Genomic DNA, 14,029 nt, shown 5'->3' with positions numbered 1-14,029 from the left:
CCCCCCCCCGCCGTACGCGCCACGGACGTGGTGTGTGGCGCAAAAGTGGCCGATCAGCCGTTGGCCGCGATGTCCTCGAGAACCTTCGTGATCGTGCGGACCGGTACGCCCGTACCACCCTTGGGGGTGTAACCCCAGGGGCCGGAGGTGTTGAAGGCGGGACCGGCGATGTCGATGTGGGCCCATTGCACCCCGTCGGGCACGAACTCCTTGAGGAACAGACCCGCGGCGAGCATGCCGCCCCACCGGTGCGGGGTGACGTTCGCCAGATCGGCGACCCGCGACTTGAGATCGGCACGCAGTTCCGACGGCAGCGGCATGGGCCAGGCGTTCTCGCCGATCTCGGCCGACAGTGCCGACACCCGGTCGCGGAAGTCGTCGGTCCCCATGACCCCGGGGGTGCGGGTGCCCAGGGCAACCATCTGCGCCCCGGTCAGGGTGGCGGTGTCGATGAGGTAGTCCGGATCGTCTTCGCAGGCGCGCACGATGGCGTCGGCGAGGACGAGGCGTCCCTCGGCGTCGGTGTTGAGGACCTCGACGGTCGTCCCGCCGTACTGGGTCAGGACGTCGCCGGGACGCTGCGCGGTCCCCGACGGCATGTTCTCGGCCATCGGCACGGTGGCGGTCACCGACACCGGCAGGTCGAGACGCGCGGCGGCGATGGTCGCCGCGATCACCGCGGCCGCGCCGCCCATGTCGGAGGTCATCTGATCCATGTTGGCGGCCGGCTTGATCGAGATTCCACCGGTGTCGAAGGTGATGCCCTTGCCGACAAGCGCCACCTTCTTGGCCGACTTCTTGCCCGCGTGGGTCAATCGCACCAGCCGCGGCAACCGGGACGAACCCTTGCCGACGCCGACGATCCCGCCGTAGCCGTCCTTCTCGAGGGAGTCGAAGTCGAGGATCTCCACCTTGAGTCCGGCCTTCGCGCCCAACTCGCGCGCACGTTCGGCGAACTCCTCCGGGTAGAGGTGGCTCGGCGGGGTGTTGACGAAGTCACGGGCGATGGCCACCGAATCGGCGACCGCGATGGCGTGTGCCAGTTCGGCTTTCGCCGCCTTGTCGGCGGACTCGACCACGACGTGCACGGTGCCGGGCAGTTGCTTGGTCGACGCCGAGCGCGACGAGCGGAACTCCTCGAAGCGGTAGGCGCCGAGGAACAGTCCCTCAACCGCGGCACCGATGTCGGTGGAGCCCAGGGTGGTGGCGACGACGTCGAAGCCCTCGAGGGAACGGATCGCGACACCGGCGGCCTGGCGGAGTTTCTCCGGGTCGTCGAGCGATTTCTCGTCGCCGACGCCGACGGCCACCACAACGCGTACGCCGAGTGATTCCGGCGCCGCCAGCCGGGTGACCTCACCGTGGGAACCGGTGGCGCCCACCGCCGACAGCGCGGCGGTGACTGCCGCCGCCGACGCATCGTCGAGGACGTCGGCGCCGAGCAGGGTCGGTACAGCGGGGTCGGTGGTGTTGTCGGCAGTGGTGTCGTCGGAGGAGGTGGCGACGAGGCCGAGTACGAGGGCCTCGTCGTCTTTGCCGATGGAGGTGGTCAGGGTGATCTGGGGACCGCGAGTGCGGTCGACGCTCTCGTTCTTGCTCACCCGACCAACCTTGCCACAGGCGCCTCGTCGGCTGCCCGTCATCCGACCGACCGACGTGCCATCGCAGCGGGAACCCGCCACAACGACGCGGCGTTGCGATGGCGGTGTGACGACGAGAGACGGGGTGGGCGAGCAGATGAGGCGAACCAGGGCGGCATGGGTGATCGCACTCGTGGTGATCGCCGCATGCACGGCGACGGTGATCGGCGTCCGTGCATACCGCCATGACGACGACGCGGTGTCCCGCGCGGTGAACGGGATGACCGGCCGGGCGAGGCCGCCGTTTCCGGTCGTCGACACCACCACAATGACCGCTTCTGGAGCCCGCATCATCGAGTCGGTACGCGCCGAATACGCGCGCAATGCGTCGGGCACCACCTATTCCGGCGGCGTCGACGAACCATGGTGCGCCGACTTCGTCAGCACCGTGATGCACGAATCCGGTGTGCCGCTGGACAATCCGAACTCCGGATCGTGGCGCATCCCGGGGGTGGCGACGCTCACCGACTACCTGCACAGCTCGGGACGCTGGCGGGGGCCGGGTCATCGCCCGCAGCCCGGCGACATCGTGATCTACGACAAACCCAGCCCGTGGGGCCAACACACCAACATCGTGGTTGCCGTCAACGGCGATGAGGTGACAACCGTCGGCGGCAACCAGCCACCGGATGGGGTCACCCTGCACACCGCCGACCTCGCCGCCGATCCCGGACTGCAGGGGTTCGGGGTTCCCGCCGGGACGTGAGTCCTGTGGTGATCGTCTTGTGCGCCGCGCTCGCGGTAGGTTGAGCGCCATGACCGAACTCCTCGCCGGACCCATTGCCGATCGACACGCAGCACTCGGGGCGAGTTTCGCCGAATTCGGCGGGTGGGACATGCCCGTCGCGTACTCGGGCACCGTCGCCGAGCACACCGCGGTACGCGAGGCCGTCGGCATCTTCGACGTGAGCCACCTCGGCAAGGCGTTGGTCGCCGGCCCCGGCGCCGCGGAGTTCGTCAACGCCACCCTGTCCAACGACCTCGCCAAGATCGCGCCGGGCAAAGCCCAATACACGTTGTGCTGCAACGATTCCGGCGGCGTCATCGACGATCTGATCGCCTACCTCGTCGCCGACGACGAGGTGTTCCTCGTGCCCAACGCCGCCAACACCGCAGCGGTCGTCGCAGCGTTGGCGGCGGTCGCGCCCGACGGTGTCGCGATCACCGATCTGCACCGCGAGTACGCGGTGTTCGCGGTGCAGGGACCGAAAAGCCCGGAAGTGCTCGCCGCGGTGGGACTGCCCACCGAGATGGAGTACATGGCGTTCGCCGACGCCGAACTGTCGATCGACGGGGGTAGCGCGCCGGTGCGTGTGTGCCGGACCGGCTACACCGGCGAACGCGGCTACGAGATCCTGCCCGGGTGGGCGCACGCCGGACCGGTGTTCGACGCGCTGATGGCTCAGGTCACCGCGTTCGGTGGGCTGCCCGCCGGACTCGGCGCGCGCGACACCCTGCGCACCGAGATGGGATATGCGCTGCACGGCCACGAACTCTCACCGGAGATCACCCCCGTCCAGGCCCGCACCGGGTGGGCGGTCGGCTGGAACAAGCCCGCGTTCTTCGGGCGCGAGGCGCTGCTCGCGGAGAAGGAGAACGGTCCCGCCCGTCGGCTCTACGGACTGCGGGCCACCGGTCGTGGGGTGCCGCGCGCCGACTGCGATGTGCTCACCGCGGCGGGCGGCGAACGGATCGGCCTGTGCACCTCGGGCACCTTCTCGCCGACCCTCAAACAGGGGATCGCGCTGGCGCTCATCGACACCGCCGCGGGCATCGGCAAGGGAGCCGAGGTGGTCATCGATGTGCGCGGTCGGGCGTTGCCGTGCGAAGTCGTGATCCCGCCGTTCGTCGAGTCGCACGTCTGAGGTGCCCACACGTCTGCCACCCCTCGCACGACTGCAACCCCGGCCCGGCGCAGACGGGAACCTGGCACCGATCGCCTTGCGCCGCGGCGCTACGATGGGCCAATGACCTTGCAGTTCACCCGTACCGAGCACCCGCACCCGGTGTCGGAGTCGCAGCGCGCGGACATCCTCGCAGCTCCCGGTTTCGGCAAGTATTTCACCGACAACATGGTGATGGTGGACTACGACGTGGACCGTGGTTGGTATGACGCCAAGGTGACCCCGTACGGCCCCATTGCGCTCGATCCGTCGGCGATGGTGCTGCATTACGGCCAAGAGGTCTTCGAGGGGCTCAAGGCCTACCGTCAGCCCGATGGGTCGATCGCCGCCTTCCGCCCGGAGGCCAACGGCCTGCGCCTGCAGCGGTCGGGGGAGCGTCTGGCGATGCCGCCGCTGCCGGTGGACGACTTCATCTCCTCGTTGCGCGCGCTGCTCGACGCCGACAACGAGTGGGTCCCCGCCGCCGGCGGCGAGGAATCGCTGTATCTGCGGCCGTTCATGTTCGCCTCGCAGGCCGGGCTGGGCGTCAACGCCCCGTCGACGCAGTACCGCTATTGCGTGATCGCCTCGCCCGCCGGCGCTTACTTCGCCGGTGGTATCAAGCCGGTCAGCGTGTGGCTGTCGACCGAATACGTCCGCGCAGCCCCGGGCGGCACGGGCTTCGCCAAGTGCGGCGGCAACTACGCCGCGAGCTTCCTGGCCCAGCAGCAGGCCACCGCGAAGGGCTGTGACCAGGTGGTCTGGCTCGACGCCGTGGAGCGCCGGTTCATCGAGGAGATGGGCGGGATGAACCTGTTCTTCGTCTTCGGCTCGGGCGCCGACGCGCGACTGGTCACCCCGGAACTCACCGGCTCGCTGCTACCGGGCATCACCCGGGAATCGTTGCTGACCCTGGCCACCGACGCCGGGTTCGCCGTCGAGGAACGCAAGATCACCACCGAGGAACTCCGCAAGGGTGTGACCTCCGGCGACATCACCGAGGTCTTCGCGTGTGGGACCGCAGCCGTCATCACCCCGGTCGGCCACGTCAAGAGCGAGACCGACGACTACTCGATCGGGGACGGCACACCCGGTGAGGTGACCCTCGCGCTGCGCGACACCCTCACCGGTATCCAGCGCGGCAAGTTCGCCGACACCCACGGCTGGATGACCGAGCTCTTCCGGCGCTGAGTCGCTCTCACCAGTCGGCGGCGTAGACGAACTCGGCGGCGGGACGCCGCAGGGCCTGCGTGATCGTCATGGCCAGGCGCATGTTGGTGGAGTAGCGGGCGGTCCGCAGGCCGGTCAGCTGGCCCGGCGAGCAGCCCAGCCGAGCCGCCGTCCGTGCCCACGTCGCCCCGTGCCGGGTTCTTGCGGCGTCGAGCGTGGCGTAGAGCCGACCGAGATTCCACCGAAGGCGGTGTGCGTCGTCGCATCGTGGGAGTTCGACGCCGGCGGTCCCGGTTGCCGGGTCTGTGACGAAGTCCTCCGGGGTGACGAAGTCCTCCGTGGTCGCGTTCAGCCACCACAGCAGCAGTACTGCGTGCTGGCAGCTGGTGTTGCCGCGTGTGTGCGCAGGCTGGCGATCGCCGATGTGCTGAACGAGTGATCATCGGGGCGTGCCGCGTTGAGTGCTGCCGAGAGGTCCCACACCTGGCGGGCGAGGGCGTTCCAGGACAACGTTTGCTCCCGGCGCCGGGCGTCGAGTGCCGCATACAGTGCGAATCCGTCAAAATTGCGGTCCGGCAATGGCATACGCCCAGGATGCGCCGCGGCTGTGCAGTGTGCAGACCGACTCAGAGGATCAGTCCGACGAGGACGAGTGCGGTGCCGAGTTCGATGACGGCGCCGAGGACGTCGCCGACGATGCCGCCCATCCGTCGTGCACAGTGCCGACTGAACAGCCAGGTGAACGCGAGCATCACCACGATCGTGGCCCCCGCCCGCAGCCCGGCGGTGATCGAATGGGCGGTGATCGAATGGGCGGTGACCGAGCCATCGAGGCCGCCGATCACGACGCCGAGGGCGACCGCCACCACCGACCACACGACCGCGGCGATGCGTTGCGTACCGGCGACCAGAGCACCGAAGCCATCGGGATGGGCAGGCGGCAGCGCCCGCCGGCACGCGAGCACCGCGGCGACGCGTGCGACACCGATCGCCAGACCGAGCTCCCACCAACGATTCTGGGCGATCAGCGTCGTGAGACCGACAGCTTGCAGAGCCAGCACCAGGATCAGGGTCGCCACGCCGAACGGGCCCACCGAACCCGAACGCATCACCTCGGTGACCCTCTCCGGCGGTCCGTAGCACCCGAGACCGTCAGCGGTGTCGGCGAGACCGTCGAGGTGCATACCCCGGGTGCCGACGGCGAGTACGCCGACAACGAGTACGCCGATCAGCGCCTCCGGCGCGGCGGTGTACGAGAGCCCCCACGCGATCAGGGTCGCCACCGCCGCGAGGAGTACGCCGACCACGGGTACCGCTGCGATGACCGCGCCGCCGAGCCGTCTGTCGGCGGTTGCGTCGGTGACACGCCGGGGTACAGGGAGCACGGTCAGCCAGGACAGCGAGACGGCGATCGCGCGTACCGGGCTCATCGGTGAGATCAGGTGGGCGAAGGTGCTTGTGCCACATCGGAATCCGCGCTGTCGACGGAATCCGACGGCAACGCGTCGGCATCGCTGACACCGGCGTCGGCGAAGGTCGACATCGACGTCATGATGTCGACGGCCGAGAGGACCGTCGGTAGCGCGGACAATGCGCCGGTGCCCTCACCGAGGCGCATCGAATAGGTGTGCAGCGGTTCGAGATCCAGATACTCCAGGGCGATGGCATGCGCCGGTTCGACCGAGCGGTGACCGGCCAGCCACCACCGCGTCGCGCCCGGGGCCATCTCCACGGCGATGAGTGCGGCCGCCGTGACCACCACGCCGTCGAGGATCACCGGTGTGCGCCGCACCGCGGCCTGCGCGAGGAAGCCGGCCATCGCGGCCAGGTCGGCGCCCCCGACTGCCGCGATCAGCGAGAGTGGGTCGCTGCGATGACGACGCCCGCGGCGCATCCCGTCGCGGATCGCGGCGGTCTTGCGCATCCATCCGACGTCGTCGATGCCGGTGCCGCGTCCGACCACCTCGACGGGTTCGCGACGTGCGAGGGTGCCGATGATGATCGCGGCAGGCGTGGTGTTGCCGATCCCCATGTCACCGGCGATCAACAGATCGGCCCCGGAGTCGACGAGATCGTCGACGATGGCCCGCCCGGCGGCGAGGGCTCGGCGGGCCTCGTCGATGGTCAATGCGTCGGTGACCCGCAGATCGTTGCTGGAACGCCGCACCTTGTAGGCCGAGACCTCCGGACCGGTTTCGGCGTCGACGGCGATGTCGGCGACCCGGACCGTCGCACCGCACCGACGGGCGAGCACGTTGACGGCCGCACCGCCGGCGGCGATGTTGGCGACCATCTGCGCGGTCACCTCCGGCGGAAAGGCCGACACGCCACCCTGGGCGACCCCGTGATCGCCGGCGAAGACCACGACGGTGGGCATCTCGATCGGCCGTGGGGGACAGACCCCTTGGCACGCCGAGATCCACACCCCGATCTCCTCGAGCCGGCCCAGCGAGCCGGGCGGCTTGGTCAGTTCGAGCTGGCGTGCCCGCGCCGACTCGGCGACCTGCTCGTCGGGCAGGTCGATGGCGTCGAAGATCTCGGCGTCGGTCGCGTCGGGAATGTGGCCGGTCATCGGGATCGCGGCTGCGGGGGCGCTCGCGGGAGCGGCGGGCGCGGGCGGGGTCGGTGCAGATACCGCTGGTGGCGTCGGTGCATCCGTCGTCGGCGCAACCGTCGTCGGTACCGGCGCAGCCGTCGTCGGCGCGGTCGGGTTGGTCACGGCATCGGGCGTTGCCGGGGCCTCGGCCCGGGGTGCTTCGGTCAGGTCGATGACGCGGCCGGCCACGACGAGGACCACGTGATCACACACTGCGGCCACGGCCTCGTTGAGCGCGCCGAGTTCGTCCTGGAAGAGTCGTCCGGCCGGGGTCGGGGCCACCGGTGCCAATCCGACCTCGGGACTGATCAACACCAGATCGCCGGTGAATTCGGCTATCGCCGAACATAATTCATTGTTCTCGGCGGAGCGGTCGACGGTGGCCGTCGCCGACCACGCACCGGTGGCGTCGAGGCGGGCGGCCAGCCAGTTGCCCAGATCGTCGACGAGTGTCGTCGTGTGCGGGTCGGCCCGCAGTTCCGACGCCAGATCGCTCGTCTCGACCGTCGTGTACCTCGGATCACGCCGTTGCCGATGTCTCTCGACGCGCGCGGTCCACTCGGCATCGGTCGTCAGCGTCGGCCCGGTGGCCACATAACGCACCGATGCGGCCGCGCGCAGCAACTGTTCGCCGTGTGCGGACTTGCCCGACCGAACCCCACCCAGGACCAGCGTCCGGACCCCTCGTGCGGTCATCGGCTCAGACTTCGTCGCCGGGGGAGACCTGCGGTTTGGGCGCGCGCATCTGACGTAGCTGCATCGCGCGGGTGAAGGCGTACCAGCCGAGCTTCAGACCGCCCTCGCCGGCGTCGGGATAGCGCTGCGCCACCCGCTTGTTGACCATGCGGCCCAGGATGACCCCGTCGATCGCCATCAGGATGACGAAGGCCAGCAGCAGGAAGGTCGAGTACACCGCGATCGACGGGACGAACATCACCACGATCAACACGATCGCGAACGGCATGAACAGTCCGGCGAAGTTGCGTCGGGAATCGACGAGGTTGCGCGTGTAGCGACGGGCGTCACCGCGATCACGCGGCATCAGGTAGCGCTCGTCGCCGGCCATCATCCGCTCGCGCTGCTCGAGGCGCTGGGCCCGGCGGTCGGCCGACGCCTTTTTCTTGTCCTCCCGCGACATCGAGCTGCGCAGTTCCTTCTTGCGCGCGCGGGCCTCGGCGCGGGTCGTCGGCGGCGGCGCGACCGGACCGCGACGACGGCCCTCGGCCTCCCGGCGCGAGGGTGTCGGGCGGCCCTTGGCGGGCGTGTATGCACTGCCACGCTGCGATTTCGAGAGATCAACCGAATCCGTCGAGTCGGAATCGTCAAGGGTCTCGACGGACTCGTCCGCGGGTGCGGAGTCGTCCTTCTTCCATGGCAGTTTCACACCGACGAGCCTAGGTGATCCGCGCTGCCGTGATGCGCCGACCTCCCTATACTTGCCCCGCATGGCGGCCCCGGTGTTTTCCCTGGCTTTTCCGACGCCCATCGGCGAGGTCCGATGCGCGTCCTGATCGCACCCGACTCCTTCGGTGACACGTTGACCGCGGTATCGGCGGCCGACGCCGTCGCCCGTGGATGGCTCTCGGCCCGACCCGCCGACGAGGTGATCCGCGCACCCCAGTCCGACGGGGGGCCGGGTTTTGTCGCGGTCCTGGCCGCGCATCTCGGGACGCTGCAGACCGAGACGGTCTACGGGCCGCTCGGCGCCGCGGTCGACGCGCAGTGGCTGCTCGACGACCGCGATCCCGACCACCTCGTCGCCTACATCGAATGCGCGCAGGCATGCGGTCTGCACCAACTCGGCGGGCGCCCCACCACACGGACGGCGATGGCTGCCGACACCTTCGGTGTGGGCCAGCTCGTCGACTCGGCGCTGCGCCTCGGGGTCGGTTCGGTGGTCGTCGGACTCGGTGGCAGCGCCACCACCGACGGCGGTCGCGGACTCGTCGAGGCCCTCGGCGGCCCGGACCGCGCGGTCGCGCGCTGTGCCGCGATCGAGGTGGTCGCCGCATCCGACGTCGAGAACCCGTTACTCGGTGCCTCGGGCGCGGCCGCGGTGTTCGGCCCGCAGAAGGGGGCCGATGCCGACACCGTCGGACGACTCGAAGAGCGCATGACCCAGTGGTCGCGGGTGCTCGCCCGCATGGCCGGGCGCGATGTCGGCGCCGACGCGGGCGCCGGGGCCGCCGGGGGTCTGGGAGCGGCGCTGCTGGCACTCGGTGGTCGGCGCGTCTCCGGTGCGACGGTCGTCGCCGCGGTCACCGACCGTGACGCCCAGATCGCCGGCGCCGACCTGGTGATCACCGGGGAGGGCAAGTTCGACAGCCAGACCCTGCGCGGCAAGGTCGTCTCCGCTCTCACCGCCACCGCGCGTGCGGCGTCGGTACCGACAGTGGTCGTCGCCGGGCAGATCGCACTGAGCGCCGACGAGATCGCCGACGCCGGTATCGCCGCGGCGCATTCGCTCGTCGACCACGCCGGATCGGTGCGGCTGGCAATGGACGACGCCGACCACCAGCTCGAGCGGATGACTCGCGGTATCGCGGCGGCGTGGGAGTCGACCGGCGGCGGGAATATGTCATGACGGGGTACCGTTGAAGCCGACCGTACGAATGTGCGTTTCCGCGCGTCTGCGCGGGGACTGACCGCAACCGGCCCCACCGAGCCGGCCTCGACCAGCACTGAGGAGCATCGATGACTGTGCAGAACGAATCCGGCGCCGCGACCAGCACCGGAGTCATCCTGACCGACGCCGCCGCGTCGAAGGCCAAGGCCCTTCTGGACCAGGAAGGTCGCGACGACCTGTCGTTGCGCATCGCCGTCCAGCCGGGTGGCTGTGCGGGCCTGCGTTACCAGCTGTTCTTCGACGACCGCAGCCTCGACGGTGACCTCACCGCCGACTTCGCCGGGGTCACGCTGGCCGTCGATCGGATGAGTGCTCCCTACGTCCAGGGCGCGACCATCGACTTCGTCGACACCATCGAGAAGCAGGGTTTCACCATCGATAACCCGAACGCGACCGGCAGTTGCGCCTGCGGCGACTCCTTCAACTGAGTCCGCCCGAGATCCATCTCCTTCCGACCGCATTCCCGGACACCGGGGATGCGGTCGGATGCGTTGTGGCACCGGTCGGTAGCGTGAAAGGTCGTTGCCCAGCAGTACCGCCGAGCAGATAGGGCTGAAGACCCCCGTGACCATTTATGTATGTGGCTCGATCGCTACCGACCATCTGATGAAGTTCCCCGGCAAATTCTCCGAGCAATTGCTCGGCGACCATCTCGACCACATCTCGCTGAGCTTCCTCGCCGAGGACCTCGTCGTCCGGCGCGGTGGGGTCGGCGGCAACATCTGCTACGCGATGGGCGAACTCGGTGGAGCGCCGGTCCTCGTCGGCGCGGTCGGCTCGGACTTCGACGACTACCGTCGCTGGCTGGAGGATCACGGCGTCGACTGCCGCGGCGTGCGGGTGTCGGACAAACATCAGACCGCCCGATTCACCTGCACCACCGACGAGGTGATGGCGCAGTTGGCGTTCTTCTATCCGGGAGCGATGAGCGAGGCCCGCGAGATCACGCTCGCCGAGGTCTCCGCGAATGACGCCGAGCTGGTCCTCATCGGCGCCGACGATCCGGAGGCGATGGTCGCGCACACCAACGAATGCCGGGAACTGGGCATCCCGTTCGCCGCCGACCCCTCCCAGCAGCTCGCCCGTCTCGACGGGGAGTCGGCCCGCACCCTGATCGACGGTGCCACCTATCTGTTCACCAACGAGTACGAGTGGGGTCTGCTCCGCGAGAAGACCGGGCTCACCGAGGACCGTGTGCGTGAGATGGTCGGCACCCGCATCACCACCCTCGGTGCCGGCGGCGTCGAGATCATCGGCGCCGACGGCGCGCGGATCCACGTACCGGTGGTCCCGGAGACGGCCAAGGTCGATCCGACCGGCGTCGGTGACGGCTTCCGTGCGGGCTTCTTGACCGCGGTGAGCAAGGGCCTCGGCTTCGAACGTGCTGCCCAACTGGGGTCGATGGTCGCGGTGCTCGTCCTCGAGACGGTCTCGACCCAGGACTGGACCTGGGACCACGACTCGGCGATCGAACGCATCGAGGGCGCCTATGGCGCCGACGCCGCCGCCGAGATCAGCAAGGTGTTCTGAAAAGCGCGCCCCGTCCTACAGCCGCACCGGATAGGTGTGGTCGGTGATCTCGGGCACCAGTGACTTCTCCACGAAGATCGCGTGCCACACCATGAAGATCAACACCGTCCACAGGCGCCTGCTGTTGTCGACGGCCCCCTCGCGGTGCTCGGCGAGCATCGCGAGGACGGCCGGCTTGTTCAGCAGGTGCTCGGTCTGCGAATGACTGATCGTCTCGTGCGCCCAGTCGTACATCTCGCCACCGGCCAGCCAATGCCGGATCGGCACCGGGAAGCCGAGCTTCTTGCGGTGCAACACATGTGGCGGCACGATCTGCTCGAGCGCCTTGCGCAGCGCGTACTTGGTGGTGCCGTGCGCGATCTTCTCGTCGAACGGAAGCGTCTCGGCGACGGCGAACACCTCGGGATCGAGGAACGGAACCCGCAACTCCAGGGAATTGGCCATCGTCATCTTGTCGGCCTTGACGAGGATGTCGCCGCGCAGCCAGGTGAACAGGTCGATGTGCTGCATCCGGGCCACCGGATCCCAGCCCTCGCTGCGCGCGTAGATCGGTGCGGTGACGTCGGTGTGCGTCCACTCCGGTCGGTAGTCGACGAGGACCGCACGCAGTCGCGCGTCGTCGAAACTGCGGGCGTTGCCGTAATACCGCTCCTCCAGCGTCAGTGATCCGCGATGGAGCAGACTCTTGCCACGGGTGCCCTCGGGGATGCGATCGGAAACCTTGCCCGCCGCTCGCCGCAGCATGCGCGGCAGCTTGTCGAACGCAGAGAGTGACAGCGGCTCCTTGTAGATGGTGTAGCCGCCGAACAATTCGTCGGCGCCCTCACCGGAGAGCACCACCTTCACGTGCTTGCGAGCCTCGGCGGCCACGAAATACAGCGGGACGAGCGCCGGATCGGCGACCGGGTCGTCGAGGTACCAGACGATTTTTCCGATCGCGTCGATGAACTCGGTCTCGTTGACGACCTTGACGATGTGGCGCGCGCCGATCGCCTCGGCGGATTCGGCGGCGACGTCGATCTCGGAGTAGCCGTCGCGCTCGAAGCCGGTGGTGAAGGTGATGAGATCGGGGTTGTGGCGGATCGCCAGCGCGGCGATGGCGGTGGAGTCGATCCCGCCGGAGAGGAACGAGCCGACGGTCACGTCGGCGCGCATGTGCTTGGCGACGGAATCGGCGAGCACGTCGGCGATCTCGTCGTAGCGCTTCTGACGTGTGGCGTCGGTGACCGGACGCACCCCGAATTGCGGGGTGAAGTAACGGGTCACCGAGGGGGAGTGGCCGGGCCGCACCCTCGCGTGGCACCCGGATTCCAGACGCCGGACGGCGGCATGCAGGGTTTCCGGTTCCGGGACGTACTGCAGTTCGGTGTAGTGCTCGACGGCGCGCGGATCGAGATCGGTGGACAGCTCGAGCCGGTCGAGCAGTTCCAGCAGGCTCTTCTTCTCACTGCCGAACGCCGTTCCGCCGGGACCGGTGGCGAGGAACAGGGGCTTGATACCGAACGGATCACGGGCCAGGAACAGCGATCCGGTGTCGGTGTCCCAGATGGCGAAGGCGAACATACCGCGCAGCCGACGCACCGCGTCGGGGCCCCAGTAGTGGAAGGCCGCGACGATCGCCTCGCCGTCGCCTTCGGTACGGAAGACCGCCTGCTCGTCGGCGGCGAGCTCGGCGCGGATCTCGAGGTAGTTGTAGATCTCACCGTTGAAGACGAGTGCGTAACGTTCCGGGCTGTCCGGGGGACCCCACCGCAGCGGCTGATGCGAATGCTCGATGTCGATGATCGAGAGCCGGTTGAACCCGAAGACGAGGTGCTCGTCGTGCCAGGTGCCCGGCTCGTCGGGCCCGCGGTGTCGCATGCAGTGGCAGGCTTCGGCGATGAGGTCGACGGCGGTCGCCGCCGAGCCGTCGGGGGTCAGCAGACCGAGCAAGCCACACACAGGGATTCAGGCCTCTTTCGACATCGAGTGGTTCGAATGACAGATTGCGTCCGCAACGCCGGGGTTCGCAGACGGGTCCGAGTATGCCGCATCGTGGTTCGCAGGGCCGTCCGGCACCGCCGTGGGGAGGGCCGAAACCGCTCCCGAACAGGCGATGTCGGGGTCGGTCACAGGAATCCGACGCGCTGATCCACCCCAACCGAAAAAGTTCCCGTGAGTTGGTCTACGCTGCGTAGTACATAGGCGCGGCCGCGGTGTGACCGCGGTGCCCGCGGGCGTTTCGGCCGGTTGGTCGGGTCCCCTCGGAGACAACGCGTCGAGGCAGGTCATGTGGCATGCGACTCGCACGGCGGGAACGTCGCGGCGAGCGAGCAGGAAGGCGTGAAATTGGCACACGGTGAACGGCCCCGGGCCCGGCGTGTTTCGTCTGCATCGCGGATGATCAAGCGGTTCGGCATCGTCGCGATCCTCGCCGTCGGGGCTGTGGTGATGACGGGCTGCAGTGGCGACGAGATCGTGCGGTTCGGCTGGCCGGTCGGCGTTACCCCGCAGGCCGAGTCGATGCGCCACCTGTGGACCTGGTCGGTCATCGCGGCGTTGCTGATGGGCATCCTGGTGTGGGGTCTGATCTTCTGGACCATCA

At 68.8% G+C, this 14,029-nt stretch carries 12 protein-coding genes and 1 pseudogene; 7 read left to right on the top strand and 6 right to left on the bottom strand.

The genetic code is table 11. From position 1 onward, the window contains the following. Nucleotides 1–53 precede the first annotated feature (53 nt). Complete coding sequence (locus B1964_RS13660; RefSeq protein ID WP_079930129.1) at nt 54–1,601, bottom strand: leucyl aminopeptidase; 1,548 nt, start codon at nt 1,599–1,601, stop codon at nt 54–56. Nucleotides 1,602–1,737: 136 nt separating this feature from the next. Here B1964_RS13660 and B1964_RS13655 point away from each other — a divergent pair, with 136 nt between their 5' ends. The 3 genes from B1964_RS13655 to B1964_RS13645 all read left to right on the top strand — a co-directional run bounded on the left by B1964_RS13655 (nt 1,738) and on the right by B1964_RS13645 (nt 4,714). After that, a complete protein-coding gene (locus tag B1964_RS13655; protein ID WP_035734793.1) occupies nt 1,738–2,346 on the top strand; it encodes a CHAP domain-containing protein in 609 nt (202 codons plus the stop codon). Nucleotides 2,347–2,395: 49 nt separating this feature from the next. Then, the gene (gcvT, locus tag B1964_RS13650) at nt 2,396–3,505 is read left to right on the top strand and encodes a glycine cleavage system aminomethyltransferase GcvT (RefSeq protein ID WP_014360389.1); all 1,110 of its coding nucleotides are present in this window, start codon (nt 2,396–2,398) and stop codon (nt 3,503–3,505) included. A gap of 102 nt (nt 3,506–3,607) precedes the next feature. Further along, the gene (locus tag B1964_RS13645; protein WP_020170890.1) at nt 3,608–4,714 is read left to right on the top strand and encodes a branched-chain amino acid aminotransferase; all 1,107 of its coding nucleotides are present in this window, start codon (nt 3,608–3,610) and stop codon (nt 4,712–4,714) included. A gap of 327 nt (nt 4,715–5,041) precedes the next feature. Here B1964_RS13645 and B1964_RS31010 read toward each other — a convergent pair whose 3' ends face one another. Genes B1964_RS31010 through B1964_RS13625 form a run of 4 tightly spaced genes read right to left on the bottom strand, consistent with a single transcriptional unit; the run spans nt 5,042 to nt 8,673 of the window. Further along, complete coding sequence (locus B1964_RS31010; RefSeq protein ID WP_231386650.1) at nt 5,042–5,278, bottom strand: hypothetical protein; 237 nt, start codon at nt 5,276–5,278, stop codon at nt 5,042–5,044. A gap of 41 nt (nt 5,279–5,319) precedes the next feature. Next, nucleotides 5,320–6,123, bottom strand: coding sequence for an adenosylcobinamide-GDP ribazoletransferase (locus B1964_RS13635; protein ID WP_020170891.1), 804 nt, complete (start codon nt 6,121–6,123; stop codon nt 5,320–5,322). An 8-nt stretch (nt 6,124–6,131) separates the two neighbouring features. Further along, nucleotides 6,132–7,985 carry a nicotinate-nucleotide--dimethylbenzimidazole phosphoribosyltransferase gene (cobT, locus tag B1964_RS13630; protein WP_079930128.1) on the bottom strand — a complete coding sequence of 618 codons (1,854 nt, stop codon included), beginning with the start codon at nt 7,983–7,985 and terminating at the stop codon, nt 6,132–6,134. A gap of 4 nt (nt 7,986–7,989) precedes the next feature. Beyond that, nucleotides 7,990–8,673: a DUF3043 domain-containing protein gene (locus B1964_RS13625; RefSeq protein WP_035728125.1), complete on the bottom strand. Its 684-nt coding sequence runs from the start codon at nt 8,671–8,673 to the stop codon at nt 7,990–7,992. 114 nt (nt 8,674–8,787) lie between these two features. On the opposite strand from B1964_RS13625, the gene B1964_RS13620 reads away from it, so the two are divergent. From B1964_RS13620 to B1964_RS13610, 3 genes are all read left to right on the top strand, one after another. Beyond that, nucleotides 8,788–9,873: a glycerate kinase gene (locus B1964_RS13620; protein WP_079930126.1), complete on the top strand. Its 1,086-nt coding sequence runs from the start codon at nt 8,788–8,790 to the stop codon at nt 9,871–9,873. A gap of 110 nt (nt 9,874–9,983) precedes the next feature. Continuing rightward, a complete protein-coding gene (locus tag B1964_RS13615; RefSeq protein ID WP_006370552.1) occupies nt 9,984–10,343 on the top strand; it encodes an iron-sulfur cluster assembly accessory protein in 360 nt (119 codons plus the stop codon). 136 nt (nt 10,344–10,479) lie between these two features. Then, nucleotides 10,480–11,445: a carbohydrate kinase family protein gene (locus B1964_RS13610; protein WP_006370551.1), complete on the top strand. Its 966-nt coding sequence runs from the start codon at nt 10,480–10,482 to the stop codon at nt 11,443–11,445. 15 nt (nt 11,446–11,460) lie between these two features. Here the strand turns inward: B1964_RS13610 and asnB are convergent, their stop codons facing one another. After that, nucleotides 11,461–13,386, bottom strand: coding sequence for an asparagine synthase (glutamine-hydrolyzing) (gene asnB, locus B1964_RS13605; protein WP_079930125.1), 1,926 nt, complete (start codon nt 13,384–13,386; stop codon nt 11,461–11,463). 438 nt (nt 13,387–13,824) lie between these two features. Between asnB and B1964_RS13600 the strand changes: the two are divergent. Further along, a pseudogene (locus B1964_RS13600) lies at nt 13,825–14,029 on the top strand (cytochrome C oxidase subunit II); the annotation flags it as partial.

This window comes from Gordonia sp. i37, assembly GCF_002043085.1.
In the GTDB taxonomy this organism is placed as follows: domain Bacteria; phylum Actinomycetota; class Actinomycetes; order Mycobacteriales; family Mycobacteriaceae; genus Gordonia; species Gordonia polyisoprenivorans.
Note: the sequence above shows the minus strand (reverse complement) of the source record. Positions and strands in the feature narration are given on the sequence as shown.

What these genes read in the sequence shown, in the direction of transcription:
- B1964_RS13655 (WP_035734793.1), top strand. Translation starts at nt 1,738, where the DNA reads ATGAGGCGAACCAGGGCGGCATGGGTGATCGCACTCGTGGTGATCGCC.
- gcvT (WP_014360389.1), top strand. Translation starts at nt 2,396, where the DNA reads ATGACCGAACTCCTCGCCGGACCCATTGCCGATCGACACGCAGCACTC.
- B1964_RS13645 (WP_020170890.1), top strand. Translation starts at nt 3,608, where the DNA reads ATGACCTTGCAGTTCACCCGTACCGAGCACCCGCACCCGGTGTCGGAG.
- B1964_RS31010 (WP_231386650.1), bottom strand. Translation starts at nt 5,278, where the DNA reads ATGCCATTGCCGGACCGCAATTTTGACGGATTCGCACTGTATGCGGCA.
- B1964_RS13635 (WP_020170891.1), bottom strand. Translation starts at nt 6,123, where the DNA reads ATGAGCCCGGTACGCGCGATCGCCGTCTCGCTGTCCTGGCTGACCGTG.
- cobT (WP_079930128.1), bottom strand. Translation starts at nt 7,985, where the DNA reads ATGACCGCACGAGGGGTCCGGACGCTGGTCCTGGGTGGGGTTCGGTCG.
- B1964_RS13620 (WP_079930126.1), top strand. Translation starts at nt 8,788, where the DNA reads ATGCGCGTCCTGATCGCACCCGACTCCTTCGGTGACACGTTGACCGCG.
- B1964_RS13615 (WP_006370552.1), top strand. Translation starts at nt 9,984, where the DNA reads ATGACTGTGCAGAACGAATCCGGCGCCGCGACCAGCACCGGAGTCATC.